The sequence below is a fragment of the Aeromonas sp. QDB31 genome (genome assembly GCF_027707605.1).
Taxonomy (GTDB): domain Bacteria; phylum Pseudomonadota; class Gammaproteobacteria; order Enterobacterales; family Aeromonadaceae; genus Aeromonas; species Aeromonas media.
Window position 1 is genome coordinate 1 of the sequence record NZ_JAPCIX010000038.1, and the last position, 23,076, is coordinate 23,076.

21 protein-coding genes are annotated in these 23,076 nt (G+C 61.3%); 11 read left to right on the forward strand and 10 right to left on the reverse strand.

What is annotated here, in order from left to right:
- The 3 genes from PG898_RS20505 to trhA form a co-directional block, all read right to left on the reverse strand.
- Nucleotides 1–2,513 (reverse strand): retention module-containing protein (locus PG898_RS20505; RefSeq protein WP_270830630.1); only part of this gene is annotated, 2,513 nt, incomplete at its 3' end.
- 222 nt (nt 2,514–2,735) lie between these two features.
- Nucleotides 2,736–4,397 (reverse strand): putative transporter, encoded by a 1,662-nt coding sequence (locus PG898_RS20510; RefSeq protein ID WP_043133054.1) that lies wholly within the window; start codon nt 4,395–4,397, stop codon nt 2,736–2,738.
- Between the two features lie 118 nt (nt 4,398–4,515).
- Nucleotides 4,516–5,166 (reverse strand): PAQR family membrane homeostasis protein TrhA, encoded by a 651-nt coding sequence (gene trhA / locus PG898_RS20515; protein ID WP_270824946.1) that lies wholly within the window; start codon nt 5,164–5,166, stop codon nt 4,516–4,518.
- A gap of 231 nt (nt 5,167–5,397) precedes the next feature.
- On the opposite strand from trhA, the gene PG898_RS20520 reads away from it, so the two are divergent.
- The 3 genes from PG898_RS20520 to PG898_RS20530 all read left to right on the forward strand — a co-directional run bounded on the left by PG898_RS20520 (nt 5,398) and on the right by PG898_RS20530 (nt 7,915).
- Nucleotides 5,398–6,903 (forward strand): aminotransferase class V-fold PLP-dependent enzyme, encoded by a 1,506-nt coding sequence (locus PG898_RS20520; protein WP_270824947.1) that lies wholly within the window; start codon nt 5,398–5,400, stop codon nt 6,901–6,903.
- Between the two features lie 140 nt (nt 6,904–7,043).
- The gene (locus tag PG898_RS20525) at nt 7,044–7,595 is read left to right on the forward strand and encodes a septation protein A (protein WP_005327953.1); all 552 of its coding nucleotides are present in this window, start codon (nt 7,044–7,046) and stop codon (nt 7,593–7,595) included.
- Between the two features lie 23 nt (nt 7,596–7,618).
- Nucleotides 7,619–7,915, forward strand: coding sequence for a YciI family protein (locus tag PG898_RS20530; protein WP_005327955.1), 297 nt, complete (start codon nt 7,619–7,621; stop codon nt 7,913–7,915).
- Nucleotides 7,916–8,006: 91 nt separating this feature from the next.
- Here PG898_RS20530 and cysQ read toward each other — a convergent pair whose 3' ends face one another.
- Nucleotides 8,007–8,762, reverse strand: coding sequence for a 3'(2'),5'-bisphosphate nucleotidase CysQ (cysQ, locus tag PG898_RS20535; RefSeq protein ID WP_270824949.1), 756 nt, complete (start codon nt 8,760–8,762; stop codon nt 8,007–8,009).
- Nucleotides 8,763–8,927: 165 nt separating this feature from the next.
- Here cysQ and PG898_RS20540 point away from each other — a divergent pair, with 165 nt between their 5' ends.
- From PG898_RS20540 to PG898_RS20550, 3 genes are all read left to right on the forward strand, one after another.
- Nucleotides 8,928–9,248: a ComEA family DNA-binding protein gene (locus tag PG898_RS20540; RefSeq protein WP_270824950.1), complete on the forward strand. Its 321-nt coding sequence runs from the start codon at nt 8,928–8,930 to the stop codon at nt 9,246–9,248.
- Between the two features lie 93 nt (nt 9,249–9,341).
- Entirely contained in the window at nt 9,342–10,253 is a 912-nt protein-coding gene (galU, locus tag PG898_RS20545; protein WP_041205077.1) for a UTP--glucose-1-phosphate uridylyltransferase GalU, read from the forward strand.
- Nucleotides 10,254–10,466: 213 nt separating this feature from the next.
- Nucleotides 10,467–11,864 carry a peptide MFS transporter gene (locus PG898_RS20550; protein ID WP_270824951.1) on the forward strand — a complete coding sequence of 466 codons (1,398 nt, stop codon included), beginning with the start codon at nt 10,467–10,469 and terminating at the stop codon, nt 11,862–11,864.
- A 61-nt stretch (nt 11,865–11,925) separates the two neighbouring features.
- Here PG898_RS20550 and PG898_RS20555 read toward each other — a convergent pair whose 3' ends face one another.
- Entirely contained in the window at nt 11,926–12,897 is a 972-nt protein-coding gene (locus PG898_RS20555; protein WP_270824952.1) for a response regulator, read from the reverse strand.
- Between the two features lie 313 nt (nt 12,898–13,210).
- On the opposite strand from PG898_RS20555, the gene PG898_RS20560 reads away from it, so the two are divergent.
- From PG898_RS20560 to PG898_RS20570, 3 genes are all read left to right on the forward strand, one after another.
- Entirely contained in the window at nt 13,211–13,885 is a 675-nt protein-coding gene (locus tag PG898_RS20560; protein WP_042649095.1) for a DnaT-like ssDNA-binding domain-containing protein, read from the forward strand.
- A 66-nt stretch (nt 13,886–13,951) separates the two neighbouring features.
- Nucleotides 13,952–14,806, forward strand: coding sequence for a DnaA ATPase domain-containing protein (locus tag PG898_RS20565; RefSeq protein ID WP_168234435.1), 855 nt, complete (start codon nt 13,952–13,954; stop codon nt 14,804–14,806).
- Between the two features lie 127 nt (nt 14,807–14,933).
- Entirely contained in the window at nt 14,934–15,569 is a 636-nt protein-coding gene (locus PG898_RS20570; protein ID WP_270824953.1) for an NAD(P)-dependent oxidoreductase, read from the forward strand.
- 78 nt (nt 15,570–15,647) lie between these two features.
- Here PG898_RS20570 and PG898_RS20575 read toward each other — a convergent pair whose 3' ends face one another.
- The 4 genes from PG898_RS20575 to PG898_RS20590 form a co-directional block, all read right to left on the reverse strand.
- Nucleotides 15,648–16,853 (reverse strand): ABC transporter permease, encoded by a 1,206-nt coding sequence (locus PG898_RS20575; RefSeq protein WP_270824954.1) that lies wholly within the window; start codon nt 16,851–16,853, stop codon nt 15,648–15,650.
- On the reverse strand, nt 16,850–17,992 hold the full coding sequence (locus tag PG898_RS20580; protein WP_270824955.1) for an ABC transporter permease: 1,143 nt from the start codon (nt 17,990–17,992) through the stop codon (nt 16,850–16,852). Before PG898_RS20580 ends, PG898_RS20575 begins: the two co-directional genes overlap by 4 nt.
- Nucleotides 17,992–18,996, reverse strand: a complete 1,005-nt coding sequence (locus PG898_RS20585; RefSeq protein WP_270824956.1) for an HlyD family secretion protein — start codon at nt 18,994–18,996, stop codon at nt 17,992–17,994. Before PG898_RS20585 ends, PG898_RS20580 begins: the two co-directional genes overlap by 1 nt.
- A gap of 73 nt (nt 18,997–19,069) precedes the next feature.
- Nucleotides 19,070–20,476 (reverse strand): TolC family protein, encoded by a 1,407-nt coding sequence (locus tag PG898_RS20590; protein WP_270824957.1) that lies wholly within the window; start codon nt 20,474–20,476, stop codon nt 19,070–19,072.
- A gap of 292 nt (nt 20,477–20,768) precedes the next feature.
- Between PG898_RS20590 and dusB the strand changes: the two genes are divergently transcribed.
- Together dusB and fis are read left to right on the forward strand one after the other, a co-directional pair.
- On the forward strand, nt 20,769–21,734 hold the full coding sequence (dusB, locus tag PG898_RS20595) for a tRNA dihydrouridine synthase DusB (protein ID WP_270824958.1): 966 nt from the start codon (nt 20,769–20,771) through the stop codon (nt 21,732–21,734).
- 25 nt (nt 21,735–21,759) lie between these two features.
- The gene (gene fis / locus PG898_RS20600; protein WP_005309538.1) at nt 21,760–22,056 is read left to right on the forward strand and encodes a DNA-binding transcriptional regulator Fis; all 297 of its coding nucleotides are present in this window, start codon (nt 21,760–21,762) and stop codon (nt 22,054–22,056) included.
- 79 nt (nt 22,057–22,135) lie between these two features.
- Here fis and PG898_RS20605 read toward each other — a convergent pair whose 3' ends face one another.
- Nucleotides 22,136–22,768 carry a LysE family translocator gene (locus tag PG898_RS20605; protein WP_270824959.1) on the reverse strand — a complete coding sequence of 211 codons (633 nt, stop codon included), beginning with the start codon at nt 22,766–22,768 and terminating at the stop codon, nt 22,136–22,138.
- Nucleotides 22,769–23,076: the final 308 nt, after the last annotated feature.

A 23,076-nucleotide genomic window follows, 5' to 3' on the forward strand; every position in this document is an offset into this window, starting at 1 on the left:
CCGTACTGGCCCACCACGGTGATCGGGGTGAAGGTGTTGTCCGGGTTGTCCACGTCGGTCGCGGTCAGGGTGCCGCCAGTCACCAGCGGCGCATCGGTCTCGGTCAGGGTCACGTTGGCGCTGCTCACCACCGCCGCGTCGTTGCTGCCGGTGATGGTGATGGTGACGGTGTGCTCGGTGCCATCCACGGAGGTGACCACAAAGGTCTCGACCTTGGTTTCGCCCTCGCCCAGGTACTGCACCTTGCTGTTGTCGACGTTGTAGGTCCAGGCTCCGCCTTCGGTGATGGTCAGGCTACCCAGCGCACCCGCGCTCGGGGTGCCGTTGCCGGCCAGGAACTTGGCCTCGTCGGCGCCGTCCACGTCGGTCACGCTCAGGGTGCCGGTCTCGGTCAGGGTCGGGGTGCTCTCATCTTCGGTGACCGCACCGCTGTCGCTACCGGTGATCACCGCGGCATCGTTGACGCCGGTGATGGTGATGGTGACGGTGTGCTCGGTGCCATCCACAGACTGCACGGTGAAGGTCTCGACCTTGGTCTCGCCTTCGCCCAGGTACTGCACCTTGCTGTTGTCGACGTTGTAGGTCCAGGCTCCGCCTTCGGTGATGGTCAGGCTACCCAGCGCACCCGCGCTCGGGGTGCCGTTGCCGGCCAGGAACTTGGCCTCGTCGGCGCCGTCCACGTCGGTCACGCTCAGGGTGCCGGTCTCGGTCAGGGTCGGGGTGCTCTCATCTTCGGTGACTGCACCGCTGTCGCTACCGGTGATCACCGCCGCATCGTTGACGCCGGTGATGGTGATGGTGACGGTGTGCTCGGTGCCATCCACAGACTGCACGGTGAAGGTCTCGACCTTGGTCTCGCCTTCGCCCAGGTACTGCACCTTGCTGTTGTCGACGTTGTAGGTCCAGGCTCCGCCTTCGGTGATGGTCAGGCTACCCAGCGCACCCGCGCTCGGGGTGCCGTTGCCGGCCAGGAACTTGGCCTCATCGGCGCCGTCCACGTCGGTCACGCTCAGGGTGCCGGTCTCGGTCAGCAGCGGGGTGCTCTCATCTTCGGTCACGCCACCGGTGTCGCTGCCGGCAATGATGGCAGCATCATTAACCGGCGTGACAGTCCCGGTCACGCCGCCAGTGGCACTGTGCAAACCATCTGTGACTGTGTATTCGAACGAAATATTGCCATTGAAATCAGGGGATGGCGTAAAGACCAGCTGGCCGTTGGTCAGAGTGACCGAACCATTGCCGATCGCCACCGAGCCGCCTTCGGCAATGGCCTGACCATTGATGGCGGTGATGCTGAGGCGATCGCCATCTAGGTCGGAGTCGTTGCCGAGCACGTTGATGGTGACCGTCCCGTCCTCTTCCACGGTGAACTGGTCGTCTCCTGGCACAGGCGCGGCATTCACCACGCTGTTGTCAGTGCCCTTGGGTGAGGTATTGCCAGCAGGATCGGTCAGGGTGGCATCCACTGTGATGGCGCCATTGACCGGCAGATCCGTGGTGGGAATAGTCAGGGTAATCTGGGTCTTGCCGATGTCATCAGCAGTCAGGATGGAGCTGGCGTCAGGCACCCCATCCCCATTCCAGTCCACGTCAAGGCGATCACCGACCTTGGCATCGGCTGGCAAACGGATGATGACATTCACGCCGTTCTCGCGCTCATTGGAGGAGATGATGTTGTCAGCGCCATCCTGGATCTCCACCAGGGGAGCAGAGGGAGCCGTGCCATCCACGCTGCCATCATCGGTGGCAGTGCCTGTGTTACCGGCAGGATCGGTCACATTGGCGGTGACCGTATAGGAGCCATCCGCCAGCGGCGTGGTGACATCCACGCTGAAGGTGCCGTCCGGATTGACGGTCGTGGTCAGGGTCTGTTGATTGCCATTGGCATCCGTGACCAGCAGGGTCACCGTGCTCCCCGCCGGGGCATCCGTGGTACCGGTCAGGGTTGGAGTCGTGTCATTGGTATTGTCAGGGGCCGATACTGTGATCACCGGCGGCACCAGGTCGATCAACTGATCTTCCTCACCCGCGAACGCATCGCCAATCACACCCGTGTCGGCCTGGGTAGCGGTATCAAAACCCGCCGCCGCTATGGTGGTATCGCCGGTACGATCTATGGTGACGAAGCCACCATTGCCGCTGGCGCCTGCAATGCCGCCGATGTTGCCTGTAGCGGGTGCCCCGCCCGCCGCCGACGCTTCAAATGCCTGGGTCGGATCCGTCCCCGCCAGAATAGCCTGCTGCAGGGCGGCAATATCGTCAGGCACATTCGCCGGCCCCTGCTGCGCCAGCTGGGGTTCCTCCGCCTCGGGAGTGTTGCTCGGGCTCAGGGTAAAGGTGGTCTCTCCACCCTGGAAGCTGGCCCCCTCCGGCGCAAGCAAGACCGCATCCTTGGGCAGCACATCGCCTTCGGAAAGAAGCGTCTGGCTCCCGTCAGCGGCAATCAGATAGACTTTGCCTTGCAATTGGGTAACGACGACATCTTGATCCAGTACGATGTTCTTGCTGCTCATGGTTTCTCCTGAAATATCAATGGGCATAGATTTCCAGCGTCCAATGTGCCCGTTAGTCTGACCAGAAACCAGTGAGAAAAATCGAACGAACAGACCGAAATGAGACTTGGATTCGCGCCGAAAACGAAGGGTGTTTGATGGGAAATAAAATTAACTAAATCAATAGCATCAAAAATGAGCCTGCGAAGATGGGAGCCACTATGGCTCCCATTTCATGTCGGCTCAGGCCCCGGCCCAGAGCAGGATGGCCAGCAGCTGTGGCGAGATGATCCGCAGGAACATCACCAGGGGGTAGACGGTCGCGTATGACAGGGCGCTGGCGCCACTGGTGGGGTGCATGCCGTTGGCGAAGGCCAGAGCGGGGGGGTCCGTCATGGAGCCAGCCAACAGGCCGCACAGGGTGAGATAATTGACCTTGCCATAGTGGCGCGCCAGCACCCCGACCACCAGCAGCGGGATAAGGGTGATCGCCACGCCGTACATCATCCAGGCAGGACCATCCCCGTTGATCAGGGTGTCGATGAAGCCGGCCCCGGACTTGAACCCCACCACCGCCAGAAACAGCACTATGCCGATCTCCCGCAGTGCCAGGTTGGCACTCGGCGGCATGAACCAGTAGAGCTTGCCGATGCTGCCGATGCGCGACAGGATGAGGGCCACCACCAGCGGCCCCCCTGCCAGACCCAGTTTGAGGGCCGCCGGGAAGCCCGGCAGGTAGAAGGGAATGGAGCCGAGCAATACCCCCAGACCAATGCCGATGAAGACCGGCAGCATCTGTACCTGCTGCAGCTTCTGCTGGACGTTGCCGACCACACTGGTCACGGCCTCGATGGCATCGAGCCGCCCCACCAGGTTCAGGATGTCGCCAAACTGCAGGCTGGTCTGGCTGGTCGGAACCAGTTCGATGCCAGCCCGGTTGAGGCGCGAGATGACCACGTCATATTTCTGCTTGATGTCGAGATCGCGGATCCGTTTGCCGAGCACCTGCTCGTTGGTGACCACCACCCGCTCGACGCGCAGATCCGTGCCCCGGGTGGAGAGGGAGGTATCCACCTCCTCCCCGAGCACCAGCAGCACCTTGTGCAGGGCGTGACGCTCCCCCACCAGGTGCAGCAGATCCCCGAGCTCGATGCGCGAGTCAGGTCTGGGCACCATCAACTCGTCACCGCGCTTGAGGCGGGAGCAGATGACATCGGCCTCGTCCAGGCTCGGGATCTCGCCAAGCATCAGGCCGTGCATGTTGGGATTGCGCACGGCGATGTTGATGGTTTGCAGGCTCTCCTTGGTTTTGCCTGCCTGTTGCTCGAACGCGGCCGCTTCTTCGTCGATCTTGATGTGAAAGAACATGCGAATAAGCCACATGGTGAGCAAAATGCCACAGATCCCGAACGGGTAGGCCACCGCATAGCCCATCCCCATCAGGCCGGTGGAGCCCGGATCCGCCCCGAGCTCCGCCAGGATCTGCTGACCCGCCCCCAGCGAAGGGGTGTTGGTCACGGCACCGGAGAAGACCCCGAGGATCACCGGCAGCGGCACGTCGAACAGCTGGTGCAGCGCGGCGGCCACCACGCAGCCGAGCAGCACCAGCAGAGCGGCAAAGCCATTGAGCTTGAGCCCCGAGCTGCGCAGGGAAGAGAAGAAACCGGGACCAACCTGGATGCCTATGGTGTAGACGAACAGGATCAAACCAAATTCTTGAATAAAATGAAGTGTGTGCTCATCCAGCTTCAAGCCGGATAGCCCGGCAAAATGACCCACTATGATGCCGCCGAACAGCACACCGCCAATCCCTAAACCAACGCCATAGACTCGCCAGTTTCCCAGCCAGAGTCCCAGCACCGCCACCAGCGACAACATGCTGATGGAAAGCGCGATCTCACTCATTATTTGCATCCTTTCCAAGCTGAACTGACCCTAGCTTGTCAGCAAACGAAGGGGGCAACTGTGGGATACCGCACGAATTCAGGCTTTCATGAGCGCAAAAATACCAATTAAGGGCTAGTCAGGCGACATAGCCATAGATGGCCATGAAGTGACAAACACTCCCGCCCAGCACGAACAGATGCCAGATGGCGTGGTTGTAGGGGATCTGCCTGGCCATGTAGAAGATGGTGCCCAGACTGTAGATCAGTCCGCCGAGTCCCAGCAGCATGAGCCCGGTGCCATCCAGATGGAGGTAGAGCTGATAGACGACCACCAGGGACAGCCAGCCCAGCATCAGATAGGTGAACAGTGACAGGCGTTTGAAGCGGTTGATGAACAAGAGCTTGAACAGCACTCCGGCCAGGGCCAACCCCCAGATCACCACCATCAGCCCCCGCGCCAGCGGGGTATCGAGCGCCACCAGCAGGAAGGGTGTGTAGGTGCCGGCGATCAGCAGGTAAATGGCACAGTGATCGAACAGCTTGCACCAGCGCCTGGCCGCCGCCGACCTCATGCTGTGGTAGAGGGTCGAGGCGAGGTAGAGCAGCACCAGGCTGGTGCCGTAGAGGCCGGTGCCGTAGAGGCCGTAACTCAGCAATACCCGGGGGCCCTGATCCCATCCCTTGTGCAGCAGCAAGACAAGCCCCAGGCCTCCAAGCAGCAACCCCAGCCCATGGCTGAGGCGATTGGCCCACTCTTCCCGTGGGGAATACCCCGTTACATCCATCATCATCACCTCCAACCAAGACCCGATCCACTCTAGCGGCCGGCATTTCAGGCTACAAGTGTTAGCTCAAAATAAAAGGGACTGGCCAGGGAGTCTCGGGGTGAGGAGGTGGCTGTTCCCCCCGCCCCTTTGGTGTATGCTCTGCGGCCGACGCCACCCGCGCAGATGGCCGTGTCTGTCCGGCATGGCGCGCGCCCGGTACTTTCTGCCCGACAGGCTGGTCTGGAGAACCTGATGAAGCTGACTGAACTGTTTACACAACCGGATCCTGACTTCGGCCAGGCCATGACGGCCCTGCTGGAGACCTTCCATCACTCGGATGACAGTCAGGCACCTTACCAGCGCGACAGCTTCGTCCATCAACTCGATCAGTCGTCCATGCCCGCCATCGGCATGAGCACCCAGGCCTACCTGGCCCGCCTTGCCACCCTGGTACCAGGCGCCTCCCATCTCACCTCGCCCCACTACATGGGACACATGACGGCCCCCTTGCCAGCCTTCACCGCCGAGCTCTCCCGACTGCTGGTGATGCTCAATCAGAATCCGATGAAGATGGAGTCCTCCCGCCTGCTCAGCTTCCTGGAGCGGGAGGTACTGGCCAAGCTGCATCGTCTCGTCTATCGCGAGGACGACGGCTTTTACGAAGCGCAGATGCACGCCAAAGACGCCGCCCTCGGCGTCATGACCAGCGGCGGCACCATCGCCAACGTCACCGCTCTCTGGCTGGCCCGCAACCGGGCCTGTGGCGACGATCTGTTTTCCCTCTATGAGCAGGGTTATCGAGGCGCCGTGATCCTGGGGTCCAGGCTGATGCACTACTCCTTCGACAAGGGGATGGATCTGCTGGGGCTGGGGGCTTGCCGCGTCTGGCGGCTCGAGACCGATGCCGATAACCGGCTCTGCCTCTCGGCGCTCGAGAGCGCACTGGTCCGATGCCGGGAGCAGAAGCTCAAGGTGCTGGCCCTGGTAGGGGTCGCCGGCAGCACGGACTTTGGTTCCATCGATCCCCTGCCCGAGCTCGCCGCCATCGCCCGGCGCGAGCAGATCCACTTTCACGTGGATGCCGCCTGGGGCGGCCCGACCCTGCTCTCCCCCCGCTACCAGGGGCTGCTGGAGGGGATCGAGCGAGCCGATACCGTCACCCTGGATGGCCACAAGCAGTTGCTGGTACCACTCGGTACCGGCATGTTGCTCTGCCGCCAGCCAGATCTGATGATGACGGTGAAGCGGGAGGCGCCCTACGCCATTCGCGCCAGCTCCTTCGATCAGGGTCGCTTCACCCTGGAGGGCACCCGCCCCGCCAACGCACTCTATCTGGATGCCGCCTTCCAGCTGCTGGGCCGGCAGGGCTATGCCCAGCTTATCGAAGCCAATTACGACAGAGCGCGGCGGATGGCAGAGCTCATCGATGCCCACCCCGCCTTCGAGCTGATGTCGGCTCCCGTGATGAACCTGCTCTCCTATCGCTGCATTCCACCTCACCTGCAAGGCAAGGCACCGGACGAGGCGGCCAACGAGCAGATCAACGCCTTCAACGTGGCGTTGCAGAAGGCCCAACGCGCCGAGGGGCACAGCTTCGTCTCCCGCACCCAGCGTGCGGTGAGCCGCTACGGAGCACAGCCGCTCACCCTGCTGCGCGCCGTCCTGCTCAACCCCCTCATCGAGGAGCGCCATATCCGTGACTTGCTGGATGACCAGTTGCGGCTCGGCAGCCTCGTTGCCAGTCAGCTGTTCGGCTAGATGGCGCAACAAGAATCATCGTCACCCCGAAGGGTGGCGGCCCCGCAGCGGGGAACTGCATACTAAATGAACGGTCTTATTCATTTGCCGTTGCCTAACGGGCAGGTACACTGAGTGAAATTTTGAGGTTAGAGCCCAGCATGAAGCAGTTTATTGAATTCATTCCCCTGATCGTCTTCTTCGCGGTCTACAAGTTCTACGACATCTACACCGCCACCGGCGCCCTGGTGGTCGTCACCGGCCTCCAGCTGCTCTACAGCTGGGTGCGCTATCGCAAGGTCGAGAAGATGCAGCTGTTTACCTTCCTGCTGGTCGGTTTCTTCGGCGGCCTCACCGTCTTCTTCCATGACGATACCTTCATCAAGTGGAAGGTGACCGTGATCAATGCCCTCTTTGCCCTCGCCCTGCTCATCAGCCGCTACGGCTTTGGCAAAAATCTCATCAAGCAGATGCTGGCCAAGGAGCTGCAGGCCCCCGACCGCATCTGGGACAACGTCAACCTCGGCTGGGTCGGTTTCTTCGCCCTCTGCGGCCTGCTCAATCTCTATGTGGCCTTCAACCTGTCGCAAGAGATGTGGGTCAACTTCAAGGTCTTCGGCCTGCTGGGCATGACGCTGGTGTTCACCCTGCTGAGTGGCGTCTATCTCTATCGCCACATGCCGGCCGAGCAGAAAGCAGAACAGAAAAAATAACCGCAACCAGAAAGGATCCTCTCATGTGGTATCTCATCTATTCCGAAGATGTCGCCGGCAGCCTGCCCCAGCGCAAGCTGGCTCGCCCCGCTCACCTCGCCCGCCTGCAGGCGCTGCAGGATGAGGGGCGCCTGCTGACGGCCGGCCCCAATCCGGCCATCGATGCCGAGGATCCGGCCGATGCGGGCTTCACCGGCAGCACCGTTATCGCCGAGTTCCCCAGCCAGGCGGACGCCAAGGCATGGGCGGATGCGGACCCTTATGTGGCGGCAGGCGTCTATGCCAGGGTGACCATCAAGCCGTTCAAGAAGGTGTTCTGAATCGGGAAACGACTGGTATCATTGAACGCGAAAATGCAAAAGGCCGGACACTGTCCGGCCTTTTTACATCTGCGCGCCCTGGCGACGGCAATCAGGCCCGCGCCACAAACCAGGGGTTGAGGATATCCGGCTTGTTGTAGGCAAGCGCTGAGCCATCGAGTTGGGTCACGCTGCCCCCCGCTCCTTCCAGCACAGCCTGCGCCGCCGCCGTGTCCCACTCGCAGGTGGGGGCAAGACGCGGATAGAGCTCGGCGCCCCCTTCGGCAATGATGCAGAACTTGAGGGAGCTGCCCATGGAGACCAGCTCAATCTCACCAAACGGCGCCAAGTAATCCAGGGTCGCCTGGGAAAGATGGTTGCGGCTGCCCACCACCCGCCAGGGCGTACCTTCCCGGTGAGGCCGGACCTGGATGGCTTCGCACTCACCATCGGCAACACGCCAGGCCCCGATCTCTTTACCGCCATACCAGAGCTTATCCAGCACAGGGGCATAGACCAGACCCCAGACCGGCCTGCCCTCCTCGATCAGCGCGATGTTCACGGTGAATTCGCCGTTGCGGGAGACAAATTCCTTGGTGCCATCGAGCGGGTCCACCAACCAGTAGCGGGACCAGCTGCACCGCACCTGCATCGTCTCGGCGTCGGACTCTTCCGACAGCACAGGAATATCCGGCGTCAACCGGGCCAGCGCCTGCACTATCACCTCGTGCGCCCCCTGATCGGCGGCGGTGAGCGGACTCTCGTCCTGCTTGTACTCCACCGCAAAGGGCTGACAGTAGATGGCCAGGATGGCGTCACCGGCGGCGCGGGCGATGGGCTCCAGTGCGGAAATGGCGGGTAAAAACATAGAAAAGATATCTCGCTCAAATGGTTAGCCAGTGTAACTGCTTCAGGCTTAGCTGGCTTATAGCCGTTTGCACTGACTTATAAAGTGTAAGAAATGACAGACAAAAAGTGCCGCAGCTCGGCTAATTATCAATAGTCAATTGACACTACATAAGGACATGAAGAAATGAACCGAAAGACTCTGATTGCCGCCCTGTTGCTGGGTTGCCTGCCCCTGCTGAGCCAGCCCCTGCTGGCCGCCGACAAGCCAGCCGCCAAACCCACCACCATGGTCACCAGCGCCAAGGAGGTGGGCAAGATCAACCTCAATACCGCCAGTGCCGATGAACTCGCGTCGCTGAAAGGCATCGGCGAGAAAAAAGCGCAAGCCATCGTCGACTACCGCGAGAAACAGGGCAAGTTCACCTCGGTGGATCAGCTGGCGGAGGTGAGTGGCATAGGGCCCGCCACCCTGGATGCGAATCGGGACATGATTATCGTCAAGTAACCGGTTTGAATCCCATTCATCCGAGGGCAGCCTGTGGCTGCCCTATTTTTCTTCGGGTATCATGAGCACACTTTGTATCTTCGGACTCATTCCATGAAAAAGACACCACTCGTTGTTCGCAAGGCCGTCCTCCCCGTTGCCGGTCTGGGTACCCGCATGCTGCCCGCCACCAAGGCCATCCCCAAAGAGATGCTGCCAGTGGTCGACAAGCCGCTGATCCAGTATGTGGTGCGTGAAGCCATCGCCGCCGGCATCAAGGAGATCATCCTGGTGACCCACTCCAGCAAGAACTCCATCGAAAACCATTTCGACAAGAGCTTCGAGCTGGAGGCGACTCTGGAGAAGCGGGTCAAGCGCCAACTGCTGGAAGAGGTGCAGCACATCTGCCCGAAAGACGTCACCATCATGCACGTGCGACAGGGCGAGGCCAAGGGCCTGGGTCATGCAGTGCTGTGCGCCCGCCCGCTGATCGGGGATAACCCCTTTGCCGTGCTGCTGCCTGACGTGTTGATCGACGAAGTGGCGAGCGATCTCAAACAGGACAACCTGGCCGAGATGGTGCACATGTTCGAGGCGGACCAGATCAGCCAGATCATGGTGGAAGCCGTCCCCGAGAGCGAAGTGGACAAATACGGCATCGCCGACATCAAGGGCGAGGCCCTGAGCGCCGGCATGTCACTGCCGATGCAGGCCATCGTCGAGAAGCCGCCGCGCGACGAGGCGCCCTCCAACCTGGCAGTGGTCGGCCGTTATGTGCTCTCCGCCAACATCTGGCCCCTGCTGGAGAAAACCCCGGCCGGGGCGGGCGACGAGATCCAGCTGACCGATGCCATCGCCATGCTGATGGAGAAGGAGCAGGTCAATGCCTACTTCATGAAGGGTCGCAGTCACGATTGCGGCAGTAAGCTGGGTTACATGAAGGCCAACGTGGAATATGCGGTACGCCACCGCGAACTGGACGGTGAATTTACCGCCTGGCTCAAGCAGTTTGTCAAACAGCTGTAATTGCTGAAAATTAACACAATACACAGAATAAAAGACTGGGCATCATTCGATGCCCATTTTCATTTTATAAACAAATATTCAACCATCGATAGATAAAATATCGTCAAAACCTGTCATTGTAATTCAATCCTGCTTGTTTTATAAGGAATATGGCTGGTTCCTAGCCCTTGCATAAAATTTCTAAAAAAATATAAGACACAGGTGGAAGTTCCAATGAATAACCCGTCCAAAGGGACCTTTTTAGGTCACCCTAAAGGGCTCTTTTTGCTCTTTAGTACCGAACTCTGGGAGAGATTCTCCTACTACGGCATGCGTGCCGTGCTCGTCCTCTATCTGACTGACATGACGGCCAACGGCGGCATGGGCTGGACCCAGGCCGACGCCCTCAAGCTGTACGGCATCTATACCGGTCTGGTCTACATCACCCCGATCATCGGAGGCTGGCTGGCCGACACCTTCCTCGGTCAACGCCGCGCCATCCTGATCGGTGCCATCTTCATGGCCGCGGGTCAATTTACCCTGGCCCTGCCCCACGCCATGTTCCCGGACATGGTCAACACCGTCTTCTACGCGGGCCTTGGCTTGCTGATCCTGGGTAACGGTCTGTTCAAGCCGAACATCTCCACCATGGTGGGCGACCTGTATCAGGAAGGTGACCATCGTCGTGACGGTGCCTTCACCATCTTCTACATGGGCATCAACCTGGGCTCCCTGCTGGCGGGCGTGATCTGTGGTGCCGCCGCCACCGCCTACGGCTGGCAAGCCGCCTTCGTCAGCGCCGGTATCGGCATGCTGCTCTCTCTGGTGGTGCAAGCCACCATGGCCCAGCGTTTCCTCGGTGACATCGGCCGCATGCCGGCAGCCCAGCGCGCCGCCTTGCAACGCTCCAAGGAGCAGAAGGCCCCGCTGACCAAGCAGGAAGTGGATCGCATCAAGGTAATCCTGGTGCTGGGTCTGTTCACCATCATCTTCTGGGCAGGTTTCGAGCAGGCAGGTGGTCTGATGAACCTGTATGCACAGGAATATACCGATCGCATGATCGGCAGCTTCGAAGTACCGACCGCCTGGTTCCAGTCCCTGAACCCCTTCTTCATCATCACACTCGCTCCGATCGTAGCGGCCATCTGGATCAAGCTCGGCAGCAAGGAACCAAACTCCCCGGTGAAATTCGCCATGGGTCTGCTGTTCCTGGCCGTGGGCTTCCTCTTCATGATCGGTGCCGTGCTGGAACAAGGCGGCGATCAGGCCGTCAAGACCTCCATGTTCTGGCTGGTCGGTGCCTACCTGTTCCACACCCTGGGCGAGCTCTGTCTCTCCCCGATCGGCCTCTCCATGGTCACCAAGCTGGCCCCGCTGCGCCTGGCGTCCCTGATGATGGGTGCCTGGTTCGGCTTCGTCGCCCTGGCCAACTATGCGGCCGGTTTCATCGGTTCCTTCGTCGGTGAAGCGGGTCCGATCGCCATCTTCGGTGGCATCGCCCTGGCCGCCGTGATCAGCGCCCTGATCCTGCTGACCATGGCGAACCGCCTGGTCTACTGGATGCACGGCGCCGAAGGCCCCGCGAAAGAGGCTGACGAGCACGACAAGAAGCTGCAATCCGCCATCGTCTAACCGGTCCGGACTGTACCAGACAAACAGGGCGCCCTGTTTGTCTTAGCGTTAAGCCGCAACCTCAATGATGACGAACCTGCATCTTCAGGGCGCTGCCGCTGTCGCTGCGAAACTGCAACTCGAAAGGCTCGTGCCAGCTGCGCTTGTGCAACCCATAGCGGCTGCTGCGCATCAACCCGAGCGGCAACCCCCCAGAGCGCATCAGCCAGTGGGGTGAGGTGAGGCCTGCATTGGCAAATACCAGCCCGTCTTCCTGATCGAACAGCAGCGCCGCCATGGCAAAGGAGTGGCGCAGGCCCGACTCCAGCAGTTGCAGATTGAGGTAGTCGAGCAACCTGTGGGGCTGGGTCAGCAACTGGCTCTCCTGCTGCTGAAACTGGCGATAGAGGCCATTCATCAGGGATCGCACCAGAGCACCGCAGAAGGCGGCATCCACCCCGAGGATGGGCAGCTCCATCACCAGCACCAGCAGCTTGTCGCCCAGCTTGAAGGTATCGGGAATGAACAGATTGCCCATGCCGGCGAACGTCACCTGCCAGGGCCCCCACTCCTGCATGCCGGGCGGTGCCAGCCAGGCCAGCAGGCGGCTGGACGCCAGGTCGTGAGCCCGGAAGAAGTCTATGTGCTCCATCAGCTCCAGTTGCTGGCTCTGGTGGGCGTTGCTCGTCAGGCACTGATCTATGCTGCGCCGGATCTGGCCATAGTCATCCACCGGCTTGATGAAGAAGTCGCTGGCCCCTGCCCGCAGCGCCCGCTCGATGGCAGCCATCTGATCCTGACCCGAGATGACAATGACAGGCACCTCGGGGTAGCGGGCCGCAAGGCAGGCGATCACCTCATGCCCATCCATGTTGGGCATGTTCAGATCGCATAACACGATATCGGGGTGGTAGAGCGCGGCTGCCGAGAGCCCTTCGATCCCATCTTCGGCCTGAAAGACACAGGCCCCATCATGCTCGAGATAAGTGACCAGCGAGTGGCGAAAAACCGCTTCATCCTCCACCACCAGGATCCGTAGTCCGGCTTTTGACATCTTGACAAAGCTCTTATTAGTCAAATGGTTATTTGAGCACTAAGCCTAGAACATGGGGGCGCCATCTTGCCACCCAATATTGCCGGGCAGCGCCTTCAAATAGCCAGTCGGCCTCCCAACCATTTGAAATGGGCTGATTATTTTGTCAGCAATTTATGCCGCACCCATGGCGATCGGGAAGGTTTTCGCTCCCAATCTCCCCTGGATGAAGGGTCGTCACTGCCTCATCAGGCAGCCATCCAGGGGCACTGTGAATTGTATGCAACCCCGCCATGAGGGATAATGCCCCCCACTCCAGATCGTGAAGCAAACCATGACGCCAGCCGAATACAGCGCCCTCGCCCATCCCAGACTCTCCCATCCGGCACGCAGCCTCTATACCCTGCAGCTGCGCCGGCTGGTGCTGGAAAATCGGCTGCCCAGGCTCAACTATCCCGAACTCGGGCGCGCCCTGGCGGTGGTCGATCCGGGCAATCCCAGCGGGTTCTGCTATCAGGTCAATGCCCGCCAGCTCACCGAGCTGCTCGATGAGCTGATGGAAGCCGAATTGTTGCAGGTCGAGGCGCAGGCGGACAGTGAGCACTACCATCAGTGCCCCTTCCAGCTGCCCCTGCTAAGCCAGCGGGTACGCAGCCCGCTGCCGGAGCGCCCCTTCCAGATGCATCTGCGGTGGCGGCCGGATGAAGAGCTGCCCGCCCTCGCCCGCCTGTGCGGGGTGATCGATGCCAGCTACAGCGAAGAGGATCTGGGGGAGTTCATCGCCTACTGGCTTGGCCGCCCCGAGGTGTTCGACTCCCAGCATCAGTGGATGCTCAAATTCATCCGGACCCTCAAGAGCCGGCGATACACACGGCGCCAGCCGACCGAGGTAGCCGGTTATCAGCAGATCACCCCGGCCCCCGTCGATTCGGGGCCGAGCAAGCGGGCGCAGGAGATGATCGAGGCCGCCAAGCGGCTGGCCCAGACCCAGGAGCCGGACAATGATTGATCCCGGATGCCCGCAACAGGCACTATTAACCCCTTGTCACCCCAGCCCCAGCAGAAGGAGTATCCCATGACAGATCCGCACGACCCGCTGCGCCAGGAGCTGGAGGAGATCGAGGCCAAGCGCCGGAGGATCGCCAAGGCCAAACAGGACCATCGTGTGCACGACCCTGAGCTGAGCCAGCACGTGGGCGGTCTGCTCGAGCGCATTCGCCGCCTGCAGGCCCAGACCGGCGGCACTCAGTACGACTACGAGACCCTGCGCAAGGAGTACGACGCCAAGGCCAATGCCGAGGTGCGCGAACTGCAGAAGGCGGCGCGCCAGGAGCGGATCCAGAAGCTGATCGCCCAGGCCGATCTCAACCCGGACTGGATCTTCGAGAAGATGGATGCCGGCGACCCCGCGCTGCAATACCCCATGGAGACGGCCCGCTACTTCATCAGCGGCTTCGAGCATTGGGAGAAGAGCGGCGGTGGCTGCATGCTCATCTATGGCGACTACGGCACCGGCAAGTCCACCCTGGCGGGCGCCGTGGCCCACGAGCTGATCGAGCGCCATCAGAAATCGGTGATCTTCCAGCAGTGGGCCTCCATCGTGGACAGGCTCTTCTTCAACGTCATCCAGGATCAGGAGGAGCGCAATCAGTACCGCCGCGCCCTGGAAGAGGTGGATCTGCTGATCATCGACGAGGTCGCGGCCAACCGTGCCAAGATGGCGGAGAGCCAGTCCAGCTTCCTCGGCCACCTGTTGCGCCGCCGTCGCAACCTCTCGAAGAGCGTCATCATCATCACCAACCACAGTCCCCAGAGTCTGCATCAGGCCATAGGTGACTTCAGCTTCGAGGCGATCAAGGCGTTCAACCCTGTGGATATCCACCTGAGCGGCCCCAGTCGTCGCCCCAGCATAGGCCACTACAACGGCTGATCCTGTGCGAGCCCGGACCAGTGGCCAGGGCTCGCCGTATTTCCCCCCGTCTCGAATAAAAACAACTCTCATTTACAGCACGGTGCCAACCCTTTAGGCTGACCTTTTCGCCACAGGGAGCAACACAATGCCAACCACACTCATCTTCGGAGCCAGCCGCGGGCTGGGCCGCACCTTCACCGATCAGGCCCTGCGCCAGGGTCACAGGGCCCTGGCCCTGGTTCGCCAACCCGAGATGGCCGCTGAGCTGCGCGCCCTGGGGGTCGAGGTCATCGAAGGGGATGCGCTGGATACGGCCACAGTTGCGCAGGCTTGCGTGCAAGCGGGCCAAGGCGCCCGGGTCGTCTCCACCCTCGGCAGCTTCCGTCAGCCACAACCTGTGGATTATCAGGGCAACCGCCACGTCATCGACGCCATGGAGCAGACAGGGCTCACCCGTCTGCTGCTGGTGACCTCCCTCGGCTGCGGCGACAGCTGGCAATACCTGCCCGAGCGGGCCAGGGCGGCGTTTGGTCACGAGGTACGCTTGAAGAGCCTGGCAGAGAGCTGGCTGCAGACCAGCGAGCTCGATTGGACCATCCTTAGGCCGGCCGGCTTGCAGGATGGGGAGGCCACCGGTCGTGCCGAGCTGAGCCAGGGCAAGGAGGTGCACGGACTGGTGCGCCGAAGCGATGTGGCCATTCATGGCCTGCGCCTGTTGGCCGATGAGACTGCGCTGGGGCAGATCTACGCCATCGGCGATTCCGAGTTCCATCGCGCCTGACCCATCCACAACCCAAGCCTGCGCATAAAAAAACGGTCAGCCCCTGGGCTGACCGTTTCACACTCTCTAGCCGCCGCGTTATCTCGCCTGGCTGGCGGCCGCCTCACTCTGCACTGCCATCTTGCCGGCAATCGGTAACGACTGCTGACGCCAGCGCAGCAGCAGGCAGGCGAGGCCGCCATGAAGCAGAGCCAGCCCCCAGAGTTGCCACCAGTAGCGCGACACCTGACTGAACTCGGCGCCCATCTGGTTGAGGCGCAGGAAGCCCTCTATGGCCGGCGTGCTCGGCACCCACTGGGCCAGCCAGTTGAGGGGGGGCGGGATCAGCTCCAACGGCCAGATGAAGCCGGCGAGGAAGACAAGCGGCAGCGACGAGATGAGCACAACCTGGGTCGGCAGGTCGCGACGGGTAAACAGGGCCCCCAGCACCACCCCCAGCCAGGTGGTGGCCAGCAGGAAGGGCAGGGTGAACAGCCACAAGGCGGCCGGCTCTGCGATGCGGGCTATGCCGTAGTGGTCGAAGCAGAAGCCGAAGAAGTAGGTCACCGGCAGCACGAACAGCCCCCCCACCACCAGGGTGCGGGCCAGCAGCAACGCCAGCACGGGCGCCTGCTGCCAATAGCCGTACTCCCCTCGCCCGCTTCGCTGGTTCTGGGTCGCCCCCAGAATGCCGGTGCCCATCAGCAGCACCTGGTGCAGGATCAGCACGAAGACCGCCGGCACCACGTAGTTCACATAGCCCATGGACGGGTTGAACACAGGCACCACGTTGAGCCCGACAGCATTCCAGCCCATGGCCGCCTGGGGCAGCGCCTCGCCGTGGCTCAGCAGCCGGGCCACCTTGACCTGAGCGGCCAGGGTGCCGCCCGCCTGGGCCAGCCCCTCGGCTATGGTGCCGTAGACCAGAAAGTAAGAAGCGTCGCCGGCATAGCCCAGGGTGACGCTCTTGCCCAGCATCAGATCCCGGTAGAAGTGACGGGGAATGTGCAGTATGCCGCTCGCCTTGCCGGTCAGCAGCCACTCCCGCGCCTGTGTCAGGCTGTCGACCCGAGCCACCAGTTTCACCTGGGGCGTCGCATCGGCCATGAACTCCAGCTGACGGGAGAGCTGGCTGCCGTCATCGTTGACCACCACCACAGCCTCTTCGCGAGGCAGCTGATGCAGATAGGGCTGCGGATAGAGGAAGGAGTAGAAGAAGACGCCGCCAAACAGGGTCAGCATGATGGCCCTGTCCGCCAGCAGTGTGCGCAACTCGAGACGCACCAGATCCCAGAAACCCATCATGATTCAGGCTCCTTGGTGGCCAGCTTGCGGGCAGCATGGGCCTGGGGTTGATAGCGCCGCACGACCAGCAGCAGCGGCAGCAGGAACAGCAGCAGGGCGCCGAACTGGGGCAGGGCCGCCGTCAGCGGCTGGCCGTAGTTGGTCTGGCCTATCTGCAGCTCGACATAGTGGGAGATGGGCAGCAGGCTGCGCCAGAACTGGGCCACATCCCCCATGGCGCTGACCGGGAAGGTGACCCCCATAAAAGCAAAACCGGGTGCAGTGTAAGCCCCCGCCAGAGAGAGCGCCCGGGCCGGATCCCGAATGACGCCGTAGAAGAAGGCCCCCATGCTGACGCAGGCGGCCGAAGCCAGCCCCAGACCCAACGTCAGCACCAGCCAGCTGCCCTGCATGGGATAACCCAGCGCCTTGAACAGCAGCAGGCTCCACGCCAGCCCCCACCCCCACCCGATGAGCACATGGGGCAGCAGGGTGCGCCAGAGGCCGAACCAGACCCCTCTGGTGGTCCAGTCCAGTCCGAGTCGATCGGTGCGTGCCAGGGCGTTGAGGCCATAGAGCACCACCAGGATCTGCCACACCGCGGGCAGCAGGGCACTCAGCAGAAACTGGGCGTAGCTGGAGTTGATGTTGTAGAGCGCCGTTACCTGGCTCGCTATGGGCACAGATTGCCCCAGCGCCCCAGGCAGCGCCTTGCCGTCGGCCATGGCCGCCAGCACACCCACCTGGCCGTTGAGGGTGCCCACCACCTGGGCCAGGGCCGCGTTGACCAGCTTGGCGATCAGGATGAACTGGCCGTTGTTGAATACTGTCACCCTGGGCTGGGTACCCTCCCGGGCATCCCGCTCCAGGTGATTGGGGATCACCACCAGGGCATAGATGTCGCCTCCACGCAGTGCCTTGGCGCCCTCGTCGATGGCGTCAAACTGCTGCGCTATCTTGAGCCCGGCCGAACCATCCAGTGAAAATGCCAGCTGGCGGGAGAGGGTGCTGCGATCCAGGTCCACCAGACCCACCTTGAGGTCGCGCGCCAACCCCGCCGAGAAGATCCAGCACAAGAGCCCGATCAGCAGCAGCGGGATCCAGCTGGTCAGGGCCCGGCTGAAGGGGTCTTGCCACAGCAGACGCCATTCGCGCCCCATCAGAGTTCGACCAGCACGCTCATGCCAACCCGCAACCCCTCAACCGGTTGCAAGGGGCGCGCCTCCACCTGGAAGCTCTTCATGTCGAACCCCTGACGGGTGTCTGTGGCTCGCCAGGTGGCGAAATCCCCCATCGCGGCCACATGGGACACCTTGAAACGCACCGTCTGATCGCCAAGGCCCGGGATGCGGGCATCAAACTCGGTGCCGACCGGGAAGCGGGGCAGCAGATCCTCGCGCACATGGAACTGGGCCCAGGCATCCTTCATGTCGAGCAGGGTCACCACAGGGAAGCCCTGGGGCGCCAGCTCGCCGCTGCGCAGCAGTACCTGGGCGACCTCCCCCTCGTGTGGGCTGGCGATGCGAGTGTCGGCCAGATAGGCCTCGACCTCGGCCACCCCGCCAGCCGCCATCTTGGCCTGCTCCCGCGCCGCGACCTTGGTCTCCTCCCGCGCCCCTTCCAGGGTCATCTGATATTGCTGCCAGGCCATGCCTTCGCTGTATTTGGCCGCCTGCCAGGCCGTCCAGGCCTCGTCACGCTTTTGCAGCGATATGACGCCGTCCCGATGCAGGCTGGCGATACGTTCATAGGTCTTGCCACGAAGCAGGGCGGCCGCCTTGGCTTGCTGCCACTGATCCTTGGCAGCAGCTATTTGCTGGGCCCGCGCCCCCTTCTCGGCCTCCTGCGCCATGGCACCCGCGGCCGCCTGACCCGCCTTGGCCTGGCTCAGCTTGGCCTCGATTTCGGGGCTCGCCAGGGTGAACGCCAGCTGACCCTTGGCCAGTTGATCTCCCTTCTTCACCAGCACCTCGTCGATACGCCCCGCCACCTTGGAGGAGACCGAATACTGCTGCGCCTCAATCTGGCCCTGCAGGCGCACCGGCTCCGGCTGATAGGCCAGCCAGAAGCGCCAGCCCAGCCAGATGACCAGCAGCACCAGGGCAAGTGGCAGCAACCAAGGCTGGCCCTGACTCATCTTCTTCTTGATGGGGGGATGACTCATGAATTCACCTCGACAAAAGGGCGACCCTTGGTGGTCGAAACAGTGATGGATAGATGGGTCTGCTGGGTCGAAGTCATGAATTCACCTCTATCGCCTGACCATGCTGATATTGATTGAAACTGTTCATCTGCCCCGAGAGCGCCAGCAGGCGGGCCAGGGAGACCACGTATTGGTAGGCTGCCGCGGCGCGCTGGGTCTTGACCCCGGCCAGCTGGCTCTGGGCATCCACCACATCCAGCGAGGTGGAGAGCCCCTGACCGAATGCCTTGTCCCGCAGCCGCACGTTCTCTTCCGCCAGCGCCTGGGTCGAGGAGAGGGATTGATACTCCTCCAGCCCCTGCGCTGCCTCGCGCCAGGTCTTCTCGACCAGCAGCTCCAGATCCTGGCGGGTCTTGGCCTGCAGCAGATTGACCTGCAGCTCGGCACTCTTGGCCGCCTGCACCGTCTCGGATCGGCCGTCACGGCTCACCAGCGGCATGCTGACCCCGACCCCGACCAGCCAGTCCGGGGTGGTCTTGGAGACGATGGAGTCATCTTCATAGAGGTTGTAGTTGCCAAACAGGAAGAGCTCGGGGGCATATTTGCCTTTCTCCAGCTTGATCATCCCCTGAGCCTGCTCCTTCTTGGCCGCCAGCAGCTTGAGACCGGGGTGTACCGCCAGGGTTTCCTCCACGAAGGGAGCCAATGCTGGCATCCCCTCGTTGATGAAAAGGCTGGTATTGGGCTCCGCCTGTTTGAGCTTGAGCATGTGGCCGAGGGCCAGCTGGGCGATCTCCAGGCTGCGCCGCGCCTTCTGGGTATCGATGCGGGCCCTGTCATAGGCCGACTGAGCGGAGAGTCGCTCGACCTTGGCTATCTGGCCCTGGGCTTCGAGCTTTTTGGCATGATCCAGGTGGTGTGCCAGCCCTTGCTCGATCTCCTGCTTGGTCTGCACCACCTGGGCCGCCAGCACCACGCCGAAGTAAGTCTGGGAGAGGCTCTCGAAGGTAGACTGCTGCTTGAGCACCAGTAGTTGCTGCGCTTCGCTCACCTGCGCCTGGCGAATGTCCTGGGCCGCATCGATACGCCCACCGGTAAACAGCGGCCACAGCATCTTGACCGAACTGGTGACCACATTCTGTTTGGTCAGCGGGGTGACGAAGTCGCTGGGGCTGAGGTTGAGCGCCTGCATGACGGGCCCCAGTAACTTGCCAAATTCCGGGTGGTTGGCGATGGGGTTCAGATCCAGCATGTCCAGTTCCATCGGCTGATCGAGGTGGGTATAGCTGGCCCCCACATCCACCTTGGGCAGGTACATGGCCTTGGCTGCCTCGCGCAGTTGCTCTGCCCGCTCCACCCCGGCCTGCTCCGCCGCCAACCCGTCGTCTTGCTGGATGACCCGGCTCCAGGCCTCGGTGAAGCTGACGGTTTGCGCCTGGGCCGAGCCCAGCATGGCTCCCAGCAGACCCGGGCAGAGCAATTTGATGAACCTTGACGTCATACATCCCCAATTTATGTTTGTAATAAAATTGTGTGGAGCCTTTGCTCGATTCAGGTTCGCTATCATAGCGTAAACAGGCGCCGGAAAGAGACTGTCAAATCACCGAGTCCCTCACTCATTTGACCCTGACCATGGTCCCAGACAATATGTCTGATTTTCAAGCACTCCTGAATTTGCAAGCCTTGGCGCGACGTTTTTTTCAGAAAAAAATGGCTGACGCTCAAATACTAACCTTTTCTCCTGACTAAAAAATGCGTAATATACGCCGCCCTAAGCCGATGGTAACCGTGGAATGCAGATAGGTCCCCACACGCTTGAAACTCGCTTGATCGTGGCCCCCATGGCCGGTGTAACAGACCGACCATTTCGTGAACTTTGTTTACGTTTGGGAGCCGGCATGGCCGTTTCAGAGATGCTGCTGGCCAACCCGGATGTCTGGGATACCCAGAAAACCAGGATGAGAATGGGCCACTCTGCCGAAACCGGACTGCGATCGGTCCAGATTGCCGGAGCCGACCCCGAGATGATGGCGTTTGCTGCCCGCTACAACGTCGAGCAGGGCGCTCAGATCGTCGACATCAACATGGGATGTCCGGCAAAAAAAGTGAATAAAAAGTTGGCAGGCTCCGCCCTGCTGCGCCAACCCGATCTGGTCAGATCCATCTGCCAGGCCGTGGTGAATGCAGTAGAGGTACCTGTCACCTTGAAGATCCGCACAGGATGGGATCCGGATAACCGCAATGGCGAGGAGATCGCCCGAATCGCCGAAGATTGCGGTATCGCGGCCCTTGCCGTGCATGGTCGTACCCGCTCCTGCCTCTACAAGGGCGAAGCGGAATACGACACTATCAGGGCGATTAAGCAGGCCGTATCGATTCCTGTTGTCGCCAATGGCGACATAGACAGCCCGGAGAAGGCCCGGTATGTCCTCGACTATACCGGCGTCGACGCCGTGATGATCGGCCGTGCTGCGCAAGGACAACCCTGGATTTTCCGGGAAATCCGTCATTTTCTTGAGACGGGCACCAAGCTGCCGCCTCCCGACAGGGAAGAGGTTCGCACCCTGATGAACGAGCATGTTACCAACCTGCACCAGTTTTACGGTGCATATCTGGGAGCGCGCATTGCCCGTAAACACGTGGGCTGGTATCTGGATGAAGAAGAGACGGGCCGAGAATTCCGTAAGCACTTCAATGCCCTGGATTGTGCAGACGCACAACTCGAGGCACTCGAAGCGTATTTCGATGGATTAGGTTAACGCATAACTAAAGAGCCGACCGAATATGTTCGAACAAACCCTGACTTCTGATGCATTGGTAACAACTACTCACAATCACGCTGCCGAGCCGACCCAGCGCCCCCTGCGTGACTCTGTGCAACAGGCCCTGCGTAACTACCTGGCCCAGTTGAACGGTCAGGAAGTGATTGATCTGTACGATATGGTTCTCTCCGAAGTCGAAGCCCCCATGCTGGACGTGATCATGCAGTACACCCGTGGTAACCAGACTCGCGCCGCCGTGATGATGGGCATCAACCGTGGCACCCTGCGCAAGAAACTCAAGCGCTACGGCATGAACTGATTTCAGTCATCCTGCTGCAGTGCAGATAAAGGCGTATCCCAGCGATGGGATACGCCTTTTTCTATGCCCGGTCGCCATCTCACTCCACGGCCAGCTTGATGCCCAGCCCCACAAACAGGCCACCCATCACGCGATTGAGCCAACACCCCAGCCGGGCAGGCAAGCGCATCTTGCGACTCGCATAGGCGGTCGAGAAGGCCAGCAGGTGGCACCAAATCATCCCGTTGATATTAAAGATGCAGCCCAGCACGATAAAAGCCAGCGCCTTCTGCGGTGCGGCGGGATCGATGAACTGGGGCACAAAGGCGAGGAAGAAGAGCGCTACCTTGGGATTGAGCACATTGGTCAGCAGGCCCTGCCGAAAGATCCGTCCATAGGAGAGTGCTGGCTGCGATACCGCAGGCTCGCTCGCAACAGGTGAGCTTACGCCTTGCCTGAGCAGGGAAACCCCCAGATAGACCAGATAGAGCGCCCCCATCAGCTTGATGATGGCGAACAGCTCGGCGGAGGCACTCAGCAGCGCAGACAGCCCCAGCGCTGCTGCCAGCACATGCACCATGGTACCCGTTCCTATGCCCAGTGCGGCCACCGAGCCCGCTCGCCAGCCTTGCGAGCCACTGCGCAGCATGATGAGAAGGGAGTCCGGTCCCGGCATCATGTTCAACAGCAGGCCGGATACGATAAACAACGCCAGATCGTGGATCCCCAACATACACAGCTCCCTTGCCGATGAAACTCACAGTCTATGTATCCAGCCCTCCTTGTCACTCCCCCGTTACGGCAATAGTGAACATAGGCAGGAGGCATAGCCAGGGGCTATCAGGGTTGGCGAAGAGAGTAGAAGAGTCGAAAGGTAAGCCGGTGGGTAAAGAGCGGGTCATTTATTGTGAGGCAGATGACCTGAGCATCCTCTGAGCAGTCAGTAAATCGGTGCTGAAGCACAGAATGTCAGGCAATAAAAAACCCCGCTCATTGAGCGGGGTTTCTTGTATTGGGTGCCTGGCAGTGTCCTACTCTCGC

What these genes read in the sequence shown, in the direction of transcription:
- PG898_RS20565 (WP_168234435.1), top strand. Translation starts at nt 13,952, where the DNA reads ATGACAGATCCGCACGACCCGCTGCGCCAGGAGCTGGAGGAGATCGAG.
- PG898_RS20510 (WP_043133054.1), bottom strand. Translation starts at nt 4,397, where the DNA reads ATGAGTGAGATCGCGCTTTCCATCAGCATGTTGTCGCTGGTGGCGGTG.
- galU (WP_041205077.1), top strand. Translation starts at nt 9,342, where the DNA reads ATGAAAAAGACACCACTCGTTGTTCGCAAGGCCGTCCTCCCCGTTGCC.
- cysQ (WP_270824949.1), bottom strand. Translation starts at nt 8,762, where the DNA reads ATGTTTTTACCCGCCATTTCCGCACTGGAGCCCATCGCCCGCGCCGCC.
- PG898_RS20520 (WP_270824947.1), top strand. Translation starts at nt 5,398, where the DNA reads ATGAAGCTGACTGAACTGTTTACACAACCGGATCCTGACTTCGGCCAG.
- fis (WP_005309538.1), top strand. Translation starts at nt 21,760, where the DNA reads ATGTTCGAACAAACCCTGACTTCTGATGCATTGGTAACAACTACTCAC.
- PG898_RS20590 (WP_270824957.1), bottom strand. Translation starts at nt 20,476, where the DNA reads ATGACGTCAAGGTTCATCAAATTGCTCTGCCCGGGTCTGCTGGGAGCC.
- PG898_RS20575 (WP_270824954.1), bottom strand. Translation starts at nt 16,853, where the DNA reads ATGATGGGTTTCTGGGATCTGGTGCGTCTCGAGTTGCGCACACTGCTG.
- PG898_RS20555 (WP_270824952.1), bottom strand. Translation starts at nt 12,897, where the DNA reads ATGTCAAAAGCCGGACTACGGATCCTGGTGGTGGAGGATGAAGCGGTT.
- trhA (WP_270824946.1), bottom strand. Translation starts at nt 5,166, where the DNA reads ATGATGGATGTAACGGGGTATTCCCCACGGGAAGAGTGGGCCAATCGC.
- PG898_RS20560 (WP_042649095.1), top strand. Translation starts at nt 13,211, where the DNA reads ATGACGCCAGCCGAATACAGCGCCCTCGCCCATCCCAGACTCTCCCAT.
- PG898_RS20570 (WP_270824953.1), top strand. Translation starts at nt 14,934, where the DNA reads ATGCCAACCACACTCATCTTCGGAGCCAGCCGCGGGCTGGGCCGCACC.
- PG898_RS20540 (WP_270824950.1), top strand. Translation starts at nt 8,928, where the DNA reads ATGAACCGAAAGACTCTGATTGCCGCCCTGTTGCTGGGTTGCCTGCCC.
- PG898_RS20605 (WP_270824959.1), bottom strand. Translation starts at nt 22,768, where the DNA reads ATGTTGGGGATCCACGATCTGGCGTTGTTTATCGTATCCGGCCTGCTG.
- PG898_RS20585 (WP_270824956.1), bottom strand. Translation starts at nt 18,996, where the DNA reads ATGAGTCATCCCCCCATCAAGAAGAAGATGAGTCAGGGCCAGCCTTGG.
- PG898_RS20580 (WP_270824955.1), bottom strand. Translation starts at nt 17,992, where the DNA reads ATGGGGCGCGAATGGCGTCTGCTGTGGCAAGACCCCTTCAGCCGGGCC.
- PG898_RS20530 (WP_005327955.1), top strand. Translation starts at nt 7,619, where the DNA reads ATGTGGTATCTCATCTATTCCGAAGATGTCGCCGGCAGCCTGCCCCAG.
- dusB (WP_270824958.1), top strand. Translation starts at nt 20,769, where the DNA reads ATGCAGATAGGTCCCCACACGCTTGAAACTCGCTTGATCGTGGCCCCC.
- PG898_RS20550 (WP_270824951.1), top strand. Translation starts at nt 10,467, where the DNA reads ATGAATAACCCGTCCAAAGGGACCTTTTTAGGTCACCCTAAAGGGCTC.
- PG898_RS20525 (WP_005327953.1), top strand. Translation starts at nt 7,044, where the DNA reads ATGAAGCAGTTTATTGAATTCATTCCCCTGATCGTCTTCTTCGCGGTC.